This is a genomic window from Rhizobium sp. LjRoot258, assembly GCF_964254185.1.
Classification (GTDB): domain Bacteria; phylum Pseudomonadota; class Alphaproteobacteria; order Rhizobiales; family Rhizobiaceae; genus Rhizobium.
In genome coordinates this window covers 574,424-591,590 of record NZ_CAXUST020000002.1, presented here as the reverse complement: position 1 = coordinate 591,590, position 17,167 = coordinate 574,424, and the positions used below count along the sequence as shown (strand labels likewise).

At 58.0% G+C, this 17,167-nt stretch carries 20 protein-coding genes and 3 pseudogenes; 14 read left to right on the top strand and 9 right to left on the bottom strand.

Going from position 1 to position 17,167, the window contains the following annotated elements; genetic code table 11:
• The first annotated feature begins 207 nt into the window (after nt 1–207).
• The 3 genes and pseudogenes from ACSQ9D_RS23620 to ACSQ9D_RS23610 form a co-directional block, all read left to right on the top strand.
• A complete protein-coding gene (locus tag ACSQ9D_RS23620; RefSeq protein ID WP_436284338.1) occupies nt 208–432 on the top strand; it encodes a helix-turn-helix domain-containing protein in 225 nt (74 codons plus the stop codon).
• Nucleotides 433–486: 54 nt separating this feature from the next.
• Nucleotides 487–699, top strand: coding sequence for a hypothetical protein (locus ACSQ9D_RS23615; RefSeq protein WP_436284337.1), 213 nt, complete (start codon nt 487–489; stop codon nt 697–699).
• A gap of 93 nt (nt 700–792) precedes the next feature.
• Nucleotides 793–1,065 (top strand): annotated as a pseudogene (locus ACSQ9D_RS23610) (nucleotidyltransferase); the annotation flags it as partial.
• A 490-nt stretch (nt 1,066–1,555) separates the two neighbouring features.
• Here the strand turns inward: ACSQ9D_RS23610 and ACSQ9D_RS23605 are convergent.
• The 3 genes from ACSQ9D_RS23605 to ACSQ9D_RS23595 form a co-directional block, all read right to left on the bottom strand.
• Nucleotides 1,556–2,029, bottom strand: a complete 474-nt coding sequence (locus tag ACSQ9D_RS23605) for a DUF1348 family protein (protein ID WP_436284336.1) — start codon at nt 2,027–2,029, stop codon at nt 1,556–1,558.
• A complete protein-coding gene (locus ACSQ9D_RS23600) occupies nt 2,026–2,649 on the bottom strand; it encodes a pyridoxamine 5'-phosphate oxidase family protein (protein ID WP_436284335.1) in 624 nt (207 codons plus the stop codon). Before ACSQ9D_RS23600 ends, ACSQ9D_RS23605 begins: the two co-directional genes overlap by 4 nt.
• A gap of 120 nt (nt 2,650–2,769) precedes the next feature.
• A complete protein-coding gene (locus ACSQ9D_RS23595) occupies nt 2,770–3,756 on the bottom strand; it encodes an MBL fold metallo-hydrolase (RefSeq protein WP_436284334.1) in 987 nt (328 codons plus the stop codon).
• A 134-nt stretch (nt 3,757–3,890) separates the two neighbouring features.
• On the opposite strand from ACSQ9D_RS23595, the gene ACSQ9D_RS23590 reads away from it, so the two are divergent.
• Together ACSQ9D_RS23590 and ACSQ9D_RS23585 are read left to right on the top strand one after the other, a co-directional pair.
• Nucleotides 3,891–4,787 carry a LysR family transcriptional regulator gene (locus ACSQ9D_RS23590; protein ID WP_436284333.1) on the top strand — a complete coding sequence of 299 codons (897 nt, stop codon included), beginning with the start codon at nt 3,891–3,893 and terminating at the stop codon, nt 4,785–4,787.
• Between the two features lie 220 nt (nt 4,788–5,007).
• Nucleotides 5,008–6,183, top strand: a complete 1,176-nt coding sequence (locus ACSQ9D_RS23585; RefSeq protein ID WP_436284332.1) for a flagellin — start codon at nt 5,008–5,010, stop codon at nt 6,181–6,183.
• A gap of 52 nt (nt 6,184–6,235) precedes the next feature.
• On the opposite strand, the gene ACSQ9D_RS23580 is transcribed toward ACSQ9D_RS23585, so the two are convergent.
• The gene (locus tag ACSQ9D_RS23580; protein ID WP_436284331.1) at nt 6,236–6,427 is read right to left on the bottom strand and encodes a hypothetical protein; all 192 of its coding nucleotides are present in this window, start codon (nt 6,425–6,427) and stop codon (nt 6,236–6,238) included.
• A 692-nt stretch (nt 6,428–7,119) separates the two neighbouring features.
• On the opposite strand from ACSQ9D_RS23580, the gene ACSQ9D_RS23575 reads away from it, so the two are divergent.
• Nucleotides 7,120–7,458 (top strand): helix-turn-helix transcriptional regulator, encoded by a 339-nt coding sequence (locus ACSQ9D_RS23575; RefSeq protein WP_436284330.1) that lies wholly within the window; start codon nt 7,120–7,122, stop codon nt 7,456–7,458.
• A 26-nt stretch (nt 7,459–7,484) separates the two neighbouring features.
• Here ACSQ9D_RS23575 and ACSQ9D_RS23570 read toward each other — a convergent pair whose 3' ends face one another.
• Nucleotides 7,485–7,772, bottom strand: a complete 288-nt coding sequence (locus ACSQ9D_RS23570) for a hypothetical protein (protein ID WP_436284329.1) — start codon at nt 7,770–7,772, stop codon at nt 7,485–7,487.
• 53 nt (nt 7,773–7,825) lie between these two features.
• The gene (locus tag ACSQ9D_RS23565) at nt 7,826–8,179 is read right to left on the bottom strand and encodes a hypothetical protein (RefSeq protein ID WP_436284328.1); all 354 of its coding nucleotides are present in this window, start codon (nt 8,177–8,179) and stop codon (nt 7,826–7,828) included.
• 304 nt (nt 8,180–8,483) lie between these two features.
• Between ACSQ9D_RS23565 and ACSQ9D_RS23560 the strand changes: the two genes are divergently transcribed.
• From ACSQ9D_RS23560 to ACSQ9D_RS23550, 3 genes and pseudogenes are all read left to right on the top strand, one after another.
• Entirely contained in the window at nt 8,484–9,158 is a 675-nt protein-coding gene (locus ACSQ9D_RS23560; RefSeq protein ID WP_436284327.1) for a protein-L-isoaspartate(D-aspartate) O-methyltransferase, read from the top strand.
• A 6-nt stretch (nt 9,159–9,164) separates the two neighbouring features.
• A pseudogene (locus ACSQ9D_RS23555) lies at nt 9,165–9,443 on the top strand (type IV toxin-antitoxin system AbiEi family antitoxin domain-containing protein); the annotation flags it as partial.
• 49 nt (nt 9,444–9,492) lie between these two features.
• A pseudogene (locus ACSQ9D_RS23550) lies at nt 9,493–10,222 on the top strand (MmgE/PrpD family protein); the annotation flags it as partial.
• Between the two features lie 149 nt (nt 10,223–10,371).
• On the opposite strand, the gene ACSQ9D_RS23545 reads toward ACSQ9D_RS23550, so the two are convergent.
• The 3 genes from ACSQ9D_RS23545 to ACSQ9D_RS23535 form a co-directional block, all read right to left on the bottom strand.
• Nucleotides 10,372–11,268, bottom strand: a complete 897-nt coding sequence (locus tag ACSQ9D_RS23545) for an SMP-30/gluconolactonase/LRE family protein (protein WP_436285151.1) — start codon at nt 11,266–11,268, stop codon at nt 10,372–10,374.
• 79 nt (nt 11,269–11,347) lie between these two features.
• Entirely contained in the window at nt 11,348–12,379 is a 1,032-nt protein-coding gene (locus tag ACSQ9D_RS23540) for an L-idonate 5-dehydrogenase (RefSeq protein ID WP_436284326.1), read from the bottom strand.
• A 10-nt stretch (nt 12,380–12,389) separates the two neighbouring features.
• The gene (locus ACSQ9D_RS23535; protein WP_436284325.1) at nt 12,390–13,337 is read right to left on the bottom strand and encodes a 2-hydroxyacid dehydrogenase; all 948 of its coding nucleotides are present in this window, start codon (nt 13,335–13,337) and stop codon (nt 12,390–12,392) included.
• 88 nt (nt 13,338–13,425) lie between these two features.
• Between ACSQ9D_RS23535 and ACSQ9D_RS23530 the strand changes: the two genes are divergently transcribed.
• The 5 genes from ACSQ9D_RS23530 to ACSQ9D_RS23510 all read left to right on the top strand — a co-directional run bounded on the left by ACSQ9D_RS23530 (nt 13,426) and on the right by ACSQ9D_RS23510 (nt 17,122).
• Nucleotides 13,426–14,184: an SDR family oxidoreductase gene (locus ACSQ9D_RS23530; protein ID WP_436284324.1), complete on the top strand. Its 759-nt coding sequence runs from the start codon at nt 13,426–13,428 to the stop codon at nt 14,182–14,184.
• Nucleotides 14,185–14,197: 13 nt separating this feature from the next.
• On the top strand, nt 14,198–14,695 hold the full coding sequence (locus ACSQ9D_RS23525; RefSeq protein WP_436285150.1) for a gluconokinase: 498 nt from the start codon (nt 14,198–14,200) through the stop codon (nt 14,693–14,695).
• Nucleotides 14,685–15,572: an NAD(P)-dependent oxidoreductase gene (locus tag ACSQ9D_RS23520; RefSeq protein WP_436284323.1), complete on the top strand. Its 888-nt coding sequence runs from the start codon at nt 14,685–14,687 to the stop codon at nt 15,570–15,572. Before ACSQ9D_RS23525 ends, ACSQ9D_RS23520 begins: the two co-directional genes overlap by 11 nt.
• A complete protein-coding gene (locus ACSQ9D_RS23515; RefSeq protein WP_047522509.1) occupies nt 15,569–15,901 on the top strand; it encodes a hypothetical protein in 333 nt (110 codons plus the stop codon). The genes ACSQ9D_RS23520 and ACSQ9D_RS23515 overlap by 4 nt, the downstream gene beginning before the upstream one ends.
• 201 nt (nt 15,902–16,102) lie before the next feature.
• Entirely contained in the window at nt 16,103–17,122 is a 1,020-nt protein-coding gene (locus ACSQ9D_RS23510; RefSeq protein WP_436285149.1) for a LacI family DNA-binding transcriptional regulator, read from the top strand.
• Nucleotides 17,123–17,167 lie beyond the last annotated feature (45 nt).

Here is a 17,167-nt window from a genome sequence, read left to right as displayed (position 1 = left end):
TTGGTTGCCGATTACTGTAATTAGCGCAAACATCGGCGCATTGTCGATCGGTAACAAAAGTAGGATTGTGCGTTGAATGCGAGATCGTCAAAGCCGAAAGGCGGCCGACGCAAAACGCAGGGATTGATCGATAGCGCTGGGCGGCGACCAGGCCCTATTGACAAGGACCTCGGAGATCGCCTTCGAGACTTACGCCAAGCTCGAGGGATGACCCAGCATGATCTTGCCTCTATCCTCGGGATCTCTTTTGCCCAAATTCAAAAATATGAATATGGCACCAACCGCCTGTCCGTGAGCATGTCCGTTAGCATCTGCAAGGCGTTCGGTGTGCACCCTATGTACTTTCTCGAGCGCCATTTCTGCGAAACTACCGCCGCCGACCATGACGCCTCCGATGCAAAATCCCGAACGGTGCACGGTCAGTTGTTTTGACCCAACGGAATGAGGTGAGCCTGCCTTTCCTTTAAAGGCTCGCTGGACGATCACGTGATCAAACATGATGAATATGTATCAGAATGCCAGAAGGTTGCGCTGGACTACCTCGAGAAAGGCGACCTCCAAAACGCCGTTGCATCAATGATGGGAAGCATGAAGCGCCTCCCTGGCGCAGTGAGCCCCATACGTCCCATTGATGCAATTATGGCGGTGTCACGGGGGGATGCGGCTATTGCCCGCGCTTATATCGAAGGTTTCCAGTAGTACAATTCAGTTCAGGATCTGCGTCAGCTATCTGTCCGTCGGATCTACATTAGCGGCGGGTCACTAAAGCTTCCATCAGAGCTACAAGCCGGATCCATCTACAGCCCCAAGTCCCATCGAATAAAAGTCCTGCGATCGCAGGCGGAAGGTATCGACAATCGGCTTATCGCGGCATGGCCACGAGAGAACCGCTTTTCTCGTCGATGTTTCGAGTTGCTTTCGCGCGCATATGTAGAGGCACGATATTCCGCGAAATACGCAATCACAAACGAGGAGTTGGCCTGGTTGGTTGAGCGGGTGAAGGCTTTACAAGATCTTGTGAAGGCGGTTTGCACAGAGCGGCTTTCATCTTCTCGGTCGCCTTGAAGGGATTGGAACCAACGACCCTGTTGTTACCAAAGCCCCCGCCTCAAATTCCCAGTAGCGGACATCGGCTCGGCCAATGACCGATTTGAGCCGGAGGCGGACCGTCGGTTGCCAAAACGGTCAATGCCAGAAGCAGACGTCCGGAACGTCGGTGCAGAGGTCTGGGATCGACCCAAGCTGCCGTCCACGGGAAGCACTCCGGCGTGCAGTTGCGCACAAAAGGCCGAATCATGCGGCCAAGATCTAGGCTCGAGATGCTACTCGTGAAATAGCGGTTCGGTATCATTGCATCCTCCGTTGATGGGAAGGCATTCGAATTGCTCCTCATCCCGGAGATGTTCGGGTGAGAGCCTGTGCAGATCCACGAAGGCCTTGGCCTCGATGGCGTCTTCCTTTTCTGGGAATGAGCGTTCTGAAAAGTTCGAATTCAAGATTGGCTCCTGAGCCGCCGCCTTTGAGTGCAAGATGAAAAGAGACAGGCTAGTCTCGACTAAAAACCGAGTTCGCTAAGTCCGGGATGATCATCAGGCCGTCGACCAAGCGGCCACTGAAAGCAGCGGTCGTCGGCGCGGATAGCCAGGTCGTTGATGCAGGCATAGCGCTTCCGCATCAGGCCGCTATCGTCAAACTCCCAATTCTCGTTCCCGAACGATCTGAACCAGTTCCCACTGTCGTCGTGCCACTCATAGGCAAACCTAACGGCGATACGATTGTCGCTAAGCGCCCAGAGCTCCTTGATCAAACGGTAGTCGAGCTCCCGCCGCCATTTTGCCGAAAGGAACGCGACGATCGCTTCCCTCCCGGTGACAAACTCGGCACGATTCCGCCACTGGCTGTCTACCGTATATGCCAGAGCGACCCTCGCCGGGTCGCGGCTGTTCCAGCCGTCTTCAGCAAGACGAACTTTCTCGACTGCGCTTTCAAACGTAAAAGGTGGAAGGGGTGGTCGTTGAGCTTCAGTCATCTTTCAGGGTTCTCCAACCGTGCGCGCAAAGTCGCGTTCTCCGTTTCCAATCGCTGCAGTTGTTCACGAAGAGGAGCGACAGCTTGTTCAACCTGCTGTTCGGTGTAGCGCGGGATGATGTGCTGTGGGCAATTCCAATCGAACGCCTCAAGCCGAAGCCTGAAGATCCGTTCCGCCCTTCCTTTGTAGGTCGGGTCGGACACCAGCTCCGTGAGTTCCTGGTCAGCATCAAGCGCCAGTCGCTCCACATACGCGAAAATTTTGAGCCGTGCCCGTCGCACATAATCCATCAAGAACAGGCAGGCCCGATCGTTAGCGGCAAAATTGCCGGCGCTGATGTACTGGCGATTACCCCGGTAGTCGGCAAAGGCCAATGTTCGCTGATCGACGACCTTAAGGAAGCCGGCTTTTCCTCCACGGTGTTGAACGTATGGCCAACCCGTTTCGGAGACCGATGCCATATAGAAGCTGTCACGTGAGGCGATGAAGGCGATCTCGTCTTCGGTGAGGGTGTCTGAAGGGCGGTTGTCAGCGCCCAGCCCTATCTGGTCCACCCCCATGTTCGCCTGAGCTGCTCTGACGCTTGGCGTTACAGCAACCTCAAGGAAATGATATGGCATGCCTATTCTCCTTGCCCAGGCAGGCTCGCATCGTTGTCTCACGGTGCGAGCCCGGATCTATCTTTGGTAGCCTAAATCAGTGCTTGGCATTTATACCCTTAAGATCACCGAGAGCAGACATCAGTCCTGCAAGGCCCAGTCTGCGACCTGCCAACGCATCTCCCCATGATCAGCAACGACACGACCGAGCCCAGGGAACGGCATGTGCGTGGCAGCGATGAGTGCGCCTTCCGACGCGGCACGCGGAAAGAAGCGATCACGCATGGCTTTCGCAGCGGCACGGTCCTGCTCAAACAGGAAGAACACATCGGTCGCGGCCGGATGCACGACCGGAAAAATCATATCCGAAACCATGATCATGCTCTTCCCGCCATCTTCGACCCGCACGCCGATATGGCCGGGTGTATGGCCGGTCAAGTCGACGATCGAAACGCCCCGCATGATCTCGCGCTCTCCGTCGATCGCTTGGAGCCTTGGATATAGCCGCACGACCTCCTCCGCCATCCTGAAGCTCGTCTGCAGGTAATCAGGCGCGCCGTTGCGTTTGGCCGGATCGGTCCAGTGAGTGATGTCGCGACGATCGATATAGAGCTCGGCTCCGGGGTAGTTGTTCTTACCTCCCAGAACCAGCCCACCCATGTGGTCTTGGTGCATATGCGTTACGATGACCGCGTCGATCTTGTCGGGCTTCAGACCGAGCGCGGCGAGTGCCTGTGGTAACTGTCCGGTCTGCCCGATCGAACCTGCCGCACCGGCATCGATCAGGATGCGGCGCTCACCATCCTCGACGAGATATTGGTTGAAGAGGAACCGAACCCCACTCGGCCGGGCGGTAAACTGTGCGCTTGCCGCCCTCTCGACCTCGGGCGCTGAGCGCCCCGGAAAGTAGTCATAGGGCATATCGGCATACCCGTCCGTCAGTGCCGTCACGGTGAACCGACCGATGCGGATCTGTGCGAACGGGTTCACCGCAACAGGCGCTTTGGCAGCTTCCTGCGTCGCCGCACGGGCGGTGGAGTCGCCGAGCAGGCCTCCACCGAGGAGGCTTCCCCCGATGAGGCCGAGAGGCAGGGCGCCAGCGAAGGCGCGACGTGAAAGTTGAGGCATGACATCTTACTCCGGATCAGTAGCACGATGGGAGCTACGTCGAGCCCCTTGACGACGCGAATGCTATGACATCCACAAACAACGGGGTATCTTGGCAATGTGGAAACATTCTTCTCATTTTATGGAAGGCTTCGATGGATCGTTTTGACGCGATGGCGGTGCTATTGGCGGTGGTCGACGCCGGCAGTCTTTCTGCCGGGGCACGGCGGCTGAATGCGCCGCTGGCCACGGTCAGCCGCAAAGTGGCCGATCTTGAAAAGCATCTTGGCGTTCGCTTGGTCGTGCGCACCCGCCGCGGCCTCGCCTTGACGGAGGAGGGGCGCGCCTTCGTCGCCGCGTCACGTCGTATTCTCGAGGAACTGGACGCGGCGGAGCGGCAGGCCAGCGGCGATTATGGAGCGCTGCGTGGCGGGCTGCACGTGACCGCGCCGATTGCCTTCGGCGAGCGCCATCTGCTGCCAATTGCGCTCGAATTCCTGAAGGAGCAACCCGATATCAACCTGCGGCTGACCCTGACTGATCGGCAGCTAAGTCTGACGGATGAGCACGTCGATGTAGCCCTACGGATCGGGCACCTGCCGGACAGCGCGATTATCGCAACACGGGTTGGTGCCGTCCGCCGGGTGATCTGCGCGAGCCCCGACTATCTCGCCCGCCGAGGAGTGCCGCGTCAGCCGGAAGACCTCGTCCCGCATGATGGCATAAGCTTCCAGGGCTTCGCGACCGCCCCGGAATGGCGATACCGCCGGGACGGCGCGGCCTTCGCCGTCGAGCCGCGCCTCAAACTCGCGGTCAACACGACAGAGGCTGCCATTCAGGCTGCGCTGGCCGGTATCGGCATTATTCGCGTGCTTTCTTACCAGATCAACGAACATTTGCGCTCTGGCGCTCTGCAGGAATTGTTGGCGGAGTTCGCACCGGAGCCGCTGCCAGTAAATGTTATTCACGGACCAGCCGATCCGCTGTCGCTGAAGGTGCGGTGCTTCCTTGACTGGATCGGCCCCCGCCTGCGCGCGCGGATGGCATCCTAGCGTTCCGCCTATCAGACGCGCCTCCGTTAATGGCGGTTAGGCTCACTGGTAGTCGATCGTCCTGCATTGACGACCGCTTGCCCTAGCGGATCGGAACGGACATCCGCCACCGGCGAGTTGATTTCCGCTTTGGCGCACAGGCGATGTAATGCCGCGGCCAGGCGGGGGTGGGATCCTTCAGCCCGATCCGCGCGATCTGGAATCGATTGGCGGTTTGCGATTGGGCTATACAGATGAATTGGGACTTGAGCAGTGGACCAATTACAATACAAGGTATGCTCTTCAAGGTCGGTTCTCTTTCGACTTCTCCGGGCCGATTGTTTTCGACGATCCCTCCGATCAGATTTCGTTCAACATAACGGTCGATGCCGACAATCCGGCTCATGGCCTCCCGGGAGCCCTCAATTCTGGAAAATCGACTTCAATCGTAATCGACCGCGCGACGGTGGATGCCGTGGGTGCCTCGTGGAACGGCGTCATTTCGAACTATCAGCAGTACATACAGGTGCTCGATTACGCCCTAGGCGCAGCGGGATCTGATGCAAGCGCAACATTGGCCACCGACAACTATGGCAAAATAATACCCAATCGTATCGTGATCATTACAGACCAGAACCGATCGAATGGGCTTGATGGGTCGTCTGTCCAAGTGACCCGATCTGCAAACACAACCAATTCTCGCGGTGGGCTTGTCGACAACAGCGGATGGGGTGCTAGAGGTTCTACTATGTCGTTGGGCTTCGACGCCTTCCAAGACTATTGGGACGGCAACGACGCAAATGGAGTACAAGTTAGCTTCGATTTCTCTATCAACGGCGCACCTTCCAAGTCGAATTCTTTTGATCGGACCTATGTGAACAACTTGCTAGGCAAGGACAGCGGAAAGATCGAAACCGCTGACGAGATGGTGACCTTGCTTCAGTCACTCCTCAGTGCTGACTGGCCGGACTTGATCATTGAATCAACTTCCCCCGGCAATGTCACACTAAGGTCGGATCCCAACGTCGACCGAAAGGCGGGAGCGGGCACGAGTATCGGATTCACGAACATCAACGTTAGCATCGAGCCAATCCCAAAACTGGCCTTCCTCGCTATCGACATCTCCAAATATCCGACCGCGATAAACACTTACATCAACTATATTGAGGCGGCGACGCACAGGGCGGTTGAAGGTGCATCGGGGCTTGGAGCGCTTCAATCTAGGATCGACATGCAGACTGAATTTTCAGAAAGGTTGATGTCGAGCCTCGCCACGGGTGTAGGTCGTCTGGTGGACGCGGACATGGAAGAGGCGTCATCGCGGCTTGCGGCGGCGCAAACCCAGCAGCAATTGGCAATTCAGTCTCTGCAGATCGCCAACTCAGCCCCAACCGCCATCCTGAGCCTATTTCAATAACGGCGTAGCTTACGCATGCTAGGAATGCCGGCTCTGCCTCACTCGGAACCGGCTACAGTTTGGCCTTGCGCCAGTACTCCTGACCTGGGACGTGATAGATCCGCTCACCAGTGTCGATACTAATGTTACCTTTGATGTTGCATCCGCTCGAGAAGGCCGCAAACGGCGTCGAGGACGCCAGTAGGTCCGTGCCGACGTAGCCAGCCAGTCCAGCCGCGATGGCCGCCATGTAGAATGTCTGCATCCCTCTTGTTGACTGAGGCCCAAAGCCAGGGCACAAAGGTGGCATCCACGGTCGCTCGCGGCAGGAAAATATAAGGAAATCAAAGGCAATTTCGCTAAGCCTTTGAAATTGCGTGAGAGTCCAAGATCACCAGGCCGGCACAATTTACGCCTGTAGCGCCTCATTCTCCTCTGACGATCCTCTCCAAAAATTCTGCAGGTTTTCCGAAGCGGTCATTTCACACGCTCGCTATTCATCGTTTCGGCGAGCACTGCGTGGCCGCGACCGCGAGGACGCGCCTGGTGCGTGTGCACCGAAAAGTCGCTTCTCTCCCGCGGCCGCAGCATCTGGGATCGTTGGTCGCACGGTCTTACGCCCATACTTATAACGGAATGCATTTTTGGCTTGATACAACCGTTTGGTAATATCCTTGCGATGTATTTGAAATAAATAGATACTTCATTGCAAAGTGAACTAATCATGAGCTTGTTTAATTCCATTTCTCACGAACTCATCGATGCATGGCTGCAGTCAGATGAGATGGACGGTCCCGAAAGCCTGTATTCCAGAGTGCTGGCCAGCCTGAGTATCAAGATGGCGATCGCAGTCGTTAGCACCGACGCCTGCGCGAGCTTGACCGGTCATTCGTCGATGACGCAATTATTCCGACTTACTCGCGCGTCGTGGAGTCGCGGCGGCCGACGATCGATCTTGTGAAGACCAAGCTGATCGGCGTTCGCGTCGGGTACGAACGCCTGATCTTGCCGCAGAAATGCAATGGTAAGCCGGGATGGTGCATCAGCCTGACGGAAGGCAGGTATTTTATCCCTCCGGTCCAGGAGATGAAGTTCGACATGACGGATGAGGGCATCATTCAACTACTCATCGAAGGCCAAACCGCGAAGGAAATTGCAGAATTTCTCAACCTATCACCGAGGACCATCGAGCACCGTATCGACAAACTGAAGTTGCAGCTCGAAGCCAAGAATCTGGTGCATCTAGTGGCGAAACTCGTTGCCACCCAACTGGATCGCCGAACGTCTGCCAAGTAGGCAATACGAACGCATAGGAGGGGAACCTATCTGGCAGTCTTCTTTGCCGCTGCTCTCTTCTGGAGGGCTTCGATCGACAATCCGGTGCTCGCCGACGCGATGCTGTAAAGTGCCTTGGTGACGTCCTTTGTCTTGAAAGCAACGCCATTTTCGCCGCGACCACGATCGAATCCAAGCGGATTGCCGAATCTGTCGACGAGGATATGCACGCCATAGAACATCTGGCCGAAATCGCGGCTAGCAGGCTTGTAGAAATTCGCGCCATCCGCTGTGTCCAGATCGCCATCGAAGTTGGCGATGAACATCTGCGTCACTGCATATTTGTCCTGACCGCGTTCTGTGACGATCTCACCGAACTTGCAGGTCCCTAAATATGGAATTCCGTGCAGGAGCGACGGACGCACCGTCCTGCGCATCTTGTGTCCGGCGGGAGTTTGGACGTGAACAGATCACTGGCATCGTCTCCGAGAATGGAGAGGTTTTCCTTGGTTGCGGCAGCCACCTCTGAAACTGCCATGTTTGCGGTGATCTTGCGGAATTTCCGGCTCGATGTCGCCATCGGCTCCGGTGTAGCGTCCTCACCATTGAACCAGCGTGAGTACTTTGCGCTGGCAACCTCAGCCTCGGACGAGGACGAGACGACAGAGAGCGATCCCCGCGCAATCTTGATCACCTCTTCACCGAAACGATCGCCGTACTGGAGTTTCGAAACTGCGGTCATTGATCCCTCACTGTTTTGCTTTCGCGGTGCGAACGAACCTACGAGAGAAATTCTTAACCCGCTGCCGGAGTCGGATTAGTAGATTTACCCTTTTTGGCGCAGCATCGAGCATCGCTATTTTGGATGCAGTCATTCTTCTTCAAACTGCAACCGCTAGATCTTTTGGCTGGGACCCTTGATCAGCACCCGCTTGCCGCCACTGAGGTTTGCTCGCGTTATCGCGCAAGTGGACTCCATTCCGGTCATTCCTGAGTTTGATCACAGAGCTTTCTGGGAATAAACTGGCTGAGGAAAGCCCGTGATCATGAAACCAATGAATGAAGAGCACCTCGCGGTCCTGCGCAGGCACATGGTCGAGTTGATTGCAATCCATGTCGAGCTTGCGAGCGAAGAGCTTGGCAGGGCATCGCTCGATGAGCGGGTCATGGCTGCGATGCAGCGGGTGCCGCGGCATCTCTTCGTGCCAGCCCCGCTTGCGCCGTATGCCTACCAGGACACGCCGCTGCCGATCGGCTTCGATAAAACCATCTCGCAGCCCTTCATCGTCGCTCTCATGACCGATCTCCTCGCGCCCCAACCGCGCGAGGCAGTGCTCGAGATCGGCACCGGCCTGGGCTACCAATCCGCAATCCTCGCCGAGCTCGCCGGGCAGGTCTGGAGCGCCGAAATCATCGAGGAATTCGCAAGCCGTGCCGAGACTCTGCTGCGGGGCCTGGGCTGTATTAATGTCGGCATTCGTGTCGGAGACGGGTCCCGCGGCTGGCCCGAGCACGCCCCGTTCGACAAGATACTGGTCACGGTGGCGGCCGAGCGGTTGCCGCCGGCATTACTTGAGCAGCTCAAGCCCGGCGGACGCCTGGTTATGCCGTTGGGATCTGAAAAAGGACAGCTCCTAACTGTCATTGACAAAGATGCGGCAGGGCAACTCAAGATTCGCAAACTTATCCCGGTTCAGTTTGGTCTGCTCGAAACGGCCTAGCGCGACGTGCGGACATCCGGCGAGTGGGTGGAGTTCGCTTTGCGAGTTCCCCAAGGGGTCATCGGCCTTCAAACGGCGGCTTTCTACCATGGAATGACAGAACAACGTCCGGCGCATCTCCAGGCATTTGTACCACGCTCAAGGGCGGGTCGCTTGAGGCTCGGTCATGGTTCCGAAGAAATCGTCGAAAGTGTCACCTCGCGCAACCCGCTCAATCTCACTGAGGGGATCGAAATTATCTGGAGGTCCAGGGTACTGGTCAGATTGACCGCAAAAGAGAAAACTCTTCTGGATCTTTTCCTGTTCAGTCCACTCCACCGCGGCAACGCAAACGGGCAAGCTTCACGCCGGCATTGCCGCGCGCAATGCCGTGGATGCGGCGCGCATGGCGCTTGCGGGCATGAGCGGGCGGCCGGATATCCTCGAACGGCCGCAAGGCTTCCTCGATCTTTTCGCGGGCGATGATGCCAAGGGCTGGGAAGACCTGACATTCGAGGAGGAACACATCATCGAAAGCCAGGGCGTGGTGACCAAGCGCCATCCCTGCTGCGCCTCGACCCATCGCGCGATCGACGCGCTTCTAGATCTGACGCAGGAGCATGGGCTTTTGGCGGGCGACATTGCCAGGATCGAAACGAAAGTCGGCATATCCGCTGGCCGCAACCTCGCTTATCCCGACCCCACTGACGAGATGCAGGCCCGCTTCTCGATGCAATATTGCCTGGCGACAGCTTTCCTCAAAGGCTCCCTTAGCCCTTCGGACTTTACACGGCAGGAGGTTTGGCGACCGGAAATCCGGGAATTCATGCCGCGCATCGAAATGCAGTCCTATTTCGGCCGAAGAGGAAAGAGGCGTGGAGCGCCTGCCGCACGCCGTCACGGTCACGACGCGTGGCGGGCGAATTCTTAACAAGTCTCGCTTGCATGCAAAGGGATCGCTCGTGGCGCCGATGAGTGTGCAGGAGCGCAAATTCAAGTTCATGGACTGCTTGCGCTGGGGAAATCGAGAGGTTTTCGACGGTTTTTATTATCGGCTTCTTGCGACAACGCGTTCTGGAACTTGATCACGGATGGCCCTCGTCCAGAAACAAATTGAGTGCCATCAGCCGGTAAGGTTGGATCGAGGGTTGCTACGCGGAAAAAGCTCTTTGGCCGCGAACAGGACGGAAACTCTGTTTGATCCCTTCGCCTTGATGAGATTCGAACTGAGACCTCAGGGAGTTTGAGCACCCCTTCGATTGAGGGTAATCCCATAAATACTCGTTGTCGCAGCGATGAAGAGCTGATGTTTTGCACGACCACCAAAACAAAGGTTCGACACAAGCTCCGGAACGAGGATCTTGCCCATCAGATGGCCGTCCGGGGCAATGCAATGCACTCCATCCGCTGCTGAAGACCATAGGTTACCTTCGCTATCCACGCGGAAGCCATCCGCGCATCCCGGGCTGATGGTGCAGAAAACTTCTCCACCGGAAAGCCTACCACCGAGGGCAACGTCGAAGACCCGTATATGTTGCGGATCTGATCCGAACATCCGTCCGGTATCGGCGACATAGAGGCGCGTCTCGTCCGGACTGAAGGCCAGACCATTCGGACCGGCAAAATCCGTCAGGACAGCTTTGATTTCTCCGGAAGGATCGACCCGGTATACATGACATGGCAATTCCTGCTCGGCGCGAAAGCCTTCGTAGTCTGTCATGATCCCGTAGTGAGGATCGGAGAACCAGATCGATCCGTCCGATTTCACGACCACATCATTGGGTGAATTCAGCCGCCTGCCCCCATATCCGTCGGCAATGACGGTGACGGAACCGTCGAGTTCGGTTCTCGTCACGCGCCGCGTCCCATGTTCGCATGTCAGCAGCCTGCCTTGCTTGTCCCGCGTGTTTCCATTGGCGAAGTTCGACGGTTCGCGGAATATCGAGATCCCGGCACTAGGGGACCACCGAAGGATGCGATTATTCGGGATGTCGGAGAAGAGGAGACATCCTGCATCGCCGAACCAGACCGGCCCCTCGACCCAGTCAAAACCGGTCGCGATCTGCTTGACCGGCGCATTTCCAAGTACGTAGGCGCCAAATAATGGATCGACCACTTCGAAGCACGACATTCGACTTTTCTCCAAAATTACTGGTACCGTGCGATGGCTGCCGATACGCACCTTGGACGGCGCTTGAGCCGAACCAGTTTCAGTCGAAGGCGATTTGCGTCTTCATCGCTTGGGCCCGATCACTCGCTATTTCGAAGGCCTTCAACGCATCCGACAGCGGAAGTGTCTGGGTGATGAGTGGCTTGACGTCGATTAGGCGCTTTTTCATCAGTCCGATACCGGTTGCGAATTCCTCATGGAAGCGGAAGGAACCGCGGAGCTCCAACTCCTTTGCGGTGATCGCCATCATGGGAAGGTTCATATCTCCGCCAAGTCCAAGCTGGATGATCACGCCGCGCGGCCGCAGGGCGGTGATTCCAGCCACCAAGGCGGGGGCGGCACCGGAGCATTCGTAAAGCACGTCGAACCAACCCTTGTCGGCGGCGTAAGGCGCAAGCGCGTCCGGCGCGCTGGCGATATTGATCGTTTTGTCCGCACCAGCCTTGCGTGCCAGCGAGAGCGTGAAATCGGACAGGTCAGTCGCGATGATTTCGGCAGCACCCGCACGGCGCGCAGCAAGGATCGACAGAACGCCGATCGGTCCACAACCGGTAACCAGAACCCGCTTGCCTAGCATCTCTCCCGCCCGCCGGGTCGCATGGAGCGTCACCGCCAGCGGCTCGGCCATTGCCGCCTCCCCTGGCGTCAGACCATCGGCCGGTACGCACTGAACCGCGTCCGCTACGAGCACTTCCCGGAAAGCCCCCTGAATATGCGGGAATGGCATCGCACTGCCGTAGAAACGCATATTGAAGCATTGGTTGCGCAGGCTCTCCTGGCAGTAGCGGCAGGTACGGCATGGACGGGACGGCGAGACGGCGACGAGCTGTCCGGGCTTGAGGCCGTCGACGCCTGGCCCGAGCGCCTCGACATAGGCGGAAACCTCGTGTCCGAGGATCATCGGCTCGCGCAAACGGATAGCGCCGAAGCCGCCGTGATTATAGTAATGGAGGTCGCTGCCGCAGATCCCGCCGGCAGCGAGGCGCAGGCGCACTTCTCCAGGACCCGGGGCATCAACCGGACGCTCCTCGATACGCAGATCTTTCGCGCCATGAACGATGATCGCCTTCATCGACGTCTCCTCAAAGAACCGGCGTCAGCAGAGGCTGACCAGAAAAGTGCGCCGTGAGATTGTCGCGCAGCAGCTGCCCCATGGCCTTGCGCGTCTCGATGGTTCCTGAGGCGTGGTGTGGCTGCAGAAGGACATTATCAAGACCCAGAAAGCGCGGGTTGAGCGCCGGCTCACCCTCGAAAACATCAAGGGCGGCAGAGCCAAGAAGCCCGCTTTCGAGTGCCTCGAGCAATGCTTCCTCGTCGATGTTGGAAGCACGCGAGATGTTGACCAGCATTCCCTCGCTGCCCAGTGCGGCAATCACGTCGCGACCAACGATATGACGCGTGGCGGCAGACGCCGCCAGTGTGACGAAGAGAAAATCTGATCGCGCTGCGAGCGTGACAGGGTCGCCAACAAACTCCCAACCGGACGCGAAATCCTTGGCTGCGACGTCGGAATAGGCGATCTGCATGTCGAAGCCCTGGAGGCGTTTTGCCACTTCGTAACCGATCCGACCAAGCCCGAGCACCCCGGCACGCCGGCCCCATACGCGCCGTTTCAGCGGATAGAGCCCCTTGGCGGCCCAGCTCCCATCCTTGACCCAACTCTCCGCACCGATCATGCCGCGTGACAGGCACAGCATCATCGCCACACCGAGATCGGCCACGTCCTTTGTCAAGACGTCCGGTGTGTTTGTAACGCGGATACCCCGCTCGCGGCAGGCGGCGAGATCGACGGCGTCGAAGCCGACCCCATAGACGGAGATAAGTTCGAGTTCTGGGCAAGCCTCGATCATCGTCCGGTCGGCACCAAGCTCACCTCTCGTAGCAATAGCCCTGACATTCGGGCCGACGGAGGCGAGGAAAGCCGTTTTGTCGGCTGCGTCGAAATATTGATGCACGGTGAAGGCCGCGTTCAATGGCCCTTGATCCCATTCTGGATAGGGGCCGACCTGGAGGATTTCAGGGTTGCTCATTTCGATGTCTCCGTCCCTTGACAATCAATGTTATCGATAACATAAAGACTGATATCTGGAATGTCGAGATGAAAAATGGAGGAGAAACATGAGGCGAGGCCTGTTTGATTTGACTGGCCGGCGCGCGCTCGTCACCGGGTCGTCACAAGGCATTGGGTTTGCGCTCGCACGCGGCCTGGCTGGGGCCGGCGCGGAGATCGTGCTCAATGGACGCAATGCCGAAACGCTCGCCGAAGCGGCCGAGGAGCTTGGCCCTAAAACGCATCAGTTGGTCTTCGATGCCACCGACCACGATACGGTACGCAGAGCCGTGGATGACTTCGAAACGGAGACCGGTGCCATTGACATCCTTGTGAACAATGCCGGCATGCAGCATCGTACGCCGCTGGAGGATTTTCCGGCCGATGCCTTCGAGCGGTTGCTGAAAACCAACATCTCCACGGTGTTCAATGTCGGCCAGGCGGTCGCCCGCCACATGATCAAACGCGGCGCCGGCAAGATCATCAATATTGCCAGCGTCCAGACCGCGCTTGCCCGCCCCGGCATCGCGCCCTATACGGCGACCAAGGGCGCCGTCGCCAACCTGACCAAGGGCATGGCGACCGACTGGGCAAAATATGGCCTGCAATGCAATGCGATTGCGCCCGGCTATTTCGACACGCCGCTGAACGCCGCTCTCGTGGCCGATCCGGCCTTCTCGGCCTGGTTGGAAAAGCGCACGCCGGCCGGCCGCTGGGGCAAGGTAGAGGAGCTGGTCGGCGCCTGCATTTTCCTCTCCTCCGACGCTTCCTCCTTCGTGAACGGACATGTGCTTTATGTCGATGGTGGTATCACTGCCTCTTTATGAGATCCCTTTGCGAATGGTCCTGATGGGTGTTGCAGGATGCGGCAAGTCCACGGTTGGCGTGACGCTTGCAGCCCGATTAGGGGCGGCGTATCTGGACGGCGACGACCTGCATCCGTCAGCAAACATCGAGAAGATGAGCCGCGGTGTGGCGCTAACCGATGAGGACCGCTGGCCATGGCTAACGCGCGTGGGACAGGTCCTTATCAAGCCTGAAGGGCCTCTCATCGTCGGCTGCTCGGCGCTCAAGCGAGCCTATCGTGACCATATCCTCGCAACGACGGGCGCACCGGTGACCTTCATCCATCTCGCAGGCACAGCCGACGTCATCAAAGCGCGAATGAATGACAGAAAAGGGCATTTCATGCCGGCCGCATTGCTGGCAAGCCAGTTTGCGGCTCTGGAACCGCCCGAAATGGATGAGAATGCGATCAAAGTAGACATCGATCGGCCTCTTGCCTCTATCGTTGATGCGATCGTTGCCCAATTGGGAGGAGTGGAAAATGACAAATAGAGTTGCATTGATTGGCGCCGGGGCGATGGGTGGTGCCATCGGCGCTCGGCTTGCGGAAACCGGGAACCATCTTGTCGTCTTCGATCTGGACAAGGACAAGGTGCGTGACTTGGTAGACAGAGGCGCCAGGTCAGCGTCGAGCGCTGCCGAAGCCGCAGCCAGTTCGGATTACGTCATCCTCAGCCTCAACTCAGCGAAAATCGTGCGGCACGCAGTCTTTGCCGCAGGCGGTGTCGCGGAGGGTGCCAAACCCGGAACGCTCATCATAGACATGTCCTCGATCGACCCGGAAGCCACGGAAGCGCTCGCATCCGACGCGGCGCAGAAGGGTTTGCGCTGGGTTGACAGCCCACTGTCAGGCGGAGCTCCCAAGGCGCTGATTGGGCAGCTCACGTTGATGGCAGGCGGCGAGGAACAGGATGTCGCAGACGCGTACCAGGTCTTGCGTGATGTCGCCTCGAATTACACGCATATGGGCCCGTCAGGAGCTGGCCAGACAACAAAACTCATCAACCAAGTTCTCTGCGGGCTGAACTTTCTGGCGGTTGCAGAGGCAACCCAATTGGCGCTCGACGCAGGCGTGGATGCCGCAAAGATTCCTCAGGCGCTGCGGGGCGGTCGAGCCGACAGTGCAATCCTCCAGGAGTACATGCCGCGCTTCGTCGCCAAGGACTACCGACGCACCGGCCGGATCGACAACATGGTCAAGGATCTGAACCGCGCCCAGGACCTTGCCCGCCGCACGAATACGGCGATGCCCCTGACGGCGATCTGCGCCGAAGTTCATCGCATGCTGACTGCCGCTGGTCTGGGCGGCGAGGATCAGGCCGCTCTGATGGAATTTTTCAAGGGACCACAGAAGGATATCGCACAATGATTACACGTTACGCCCTTTTCGAAGGCAAGGTGAAGGAAGGCCAGACGGAGGCGTTCCGGGCCGCCGTCCTTGAAAACATCCTGCCGAAATGGAAGGCCTTTCCGGGCGCGCTCGATGTGCGTGTTACCTTCGCGGATGCCCGCGATGAAGGCGCGCCGGAAATCCCCATGATCCTTGCCATCAACTATCCTGATATCGCGACCGTCGAAGCCGCACTTGCCAGTCCAGCTCGCACTGCGGCCAAGGCAGCAACAGAAGAAGTGTTGGCACGCTTTTTCGATGGCCGCATCCATCATCATGTGACGCAGGCAAACGAGTTTCCGCTCTGAACGAGCCTATGAGGCCGATCGGCAATGCCTCAAAGAGGCGTTGCCCACGTCGCATAAGGCTTCGAATAGGGACACAAGGTCGGCAAAAATGTCGGCAGGCATCAGGATGCGACACGAGAGCTGTGCGTTGAAGTCACAAGGTGCTTGCAATCGCGCTTCAAAATGGTTGTATTGCTCTTGGTAACGATAACATGGATGCAGATGGCCAACATTCGCAAGCCCCCAACCATGGCGGATGTCGCCCGCATGGCCGGCGTGTCGCCGATGACGGTTTCCCGCGCCTTCAAGCGCGACACCTCTGTCAGTCAAGAGACACGCGAGGCCGTGCTGCGCGCGTCCGAAGAACTCGGCTACGTCTTTGACAGTACGGCTTCCAATCTGCGATCGCAGCGCACCGACTTCGTGGCGGTGACGATCCCCTCGATCAACAATGCCAATTTCGCTGATACGGTACGGACGCTGTCTGATGGTTTGTCTGAAAGAGGCTTGCAGGTCCTCCTCGGCTACACGAACTATGACGTTCGTGAAGAGGAGCGGCTGATCGAGCAACTCTTGCGGCGGAAGCCGGAGGCAATCGTCGTGACCGGCGGAAAACATACGCCCCGTGCCCGCAAGCTCCTGTCGAATGCCGGAATCCCCGTCATTGAAACCTGGGATCTTCCAGAAGAGCCGATCGGGCACGTCGTCGGCTTTTCAAATGCCCTGGCGGTGCGCAAGATGATCGATCACTTCGTCACTGTTGGCTATCGAAAGATTGCCTTTATCGGCGGTGACGCCGACCGTGATACACGTGGTAGTGATCGGAGGGTCGGCTTCGTCGCGGCAATGAAGGATCATGGGTTGGATGCGACGCGTCTGATTGCCGCCGGGCCGCCGCCGATTTCAATGCGCGAAGGCGCAAACGCGATGGGCAAGTTGCTGGAACGTTTTCCAGATACCGAAGCGGTGATCTGCGTTTCCGATCTTTCCGCGTTCGGCGCACTGACTGAATGCCAGCGGCGCGGCATTGAGGTGCCGGAACAGATCGCCATCGGCGGCTTCGGTGACTACGAGATCGGTGCAATTTGCGTTCCTAGCCTGACGACCATCAATGCTTTTTCGGCAGAGATCGGGGCGAAAACGGCGCAGCTCATTCTCGACGTTCTGGACGGGACATTGACGGATGGAGCGGGACTGATAACGATCCGGCCGGATCTCATTCTACGACAAACGACCCGCTGACGGTGACAGCCGGGGCGGCCATCCCATGAGCCACCCCTTTGCGGT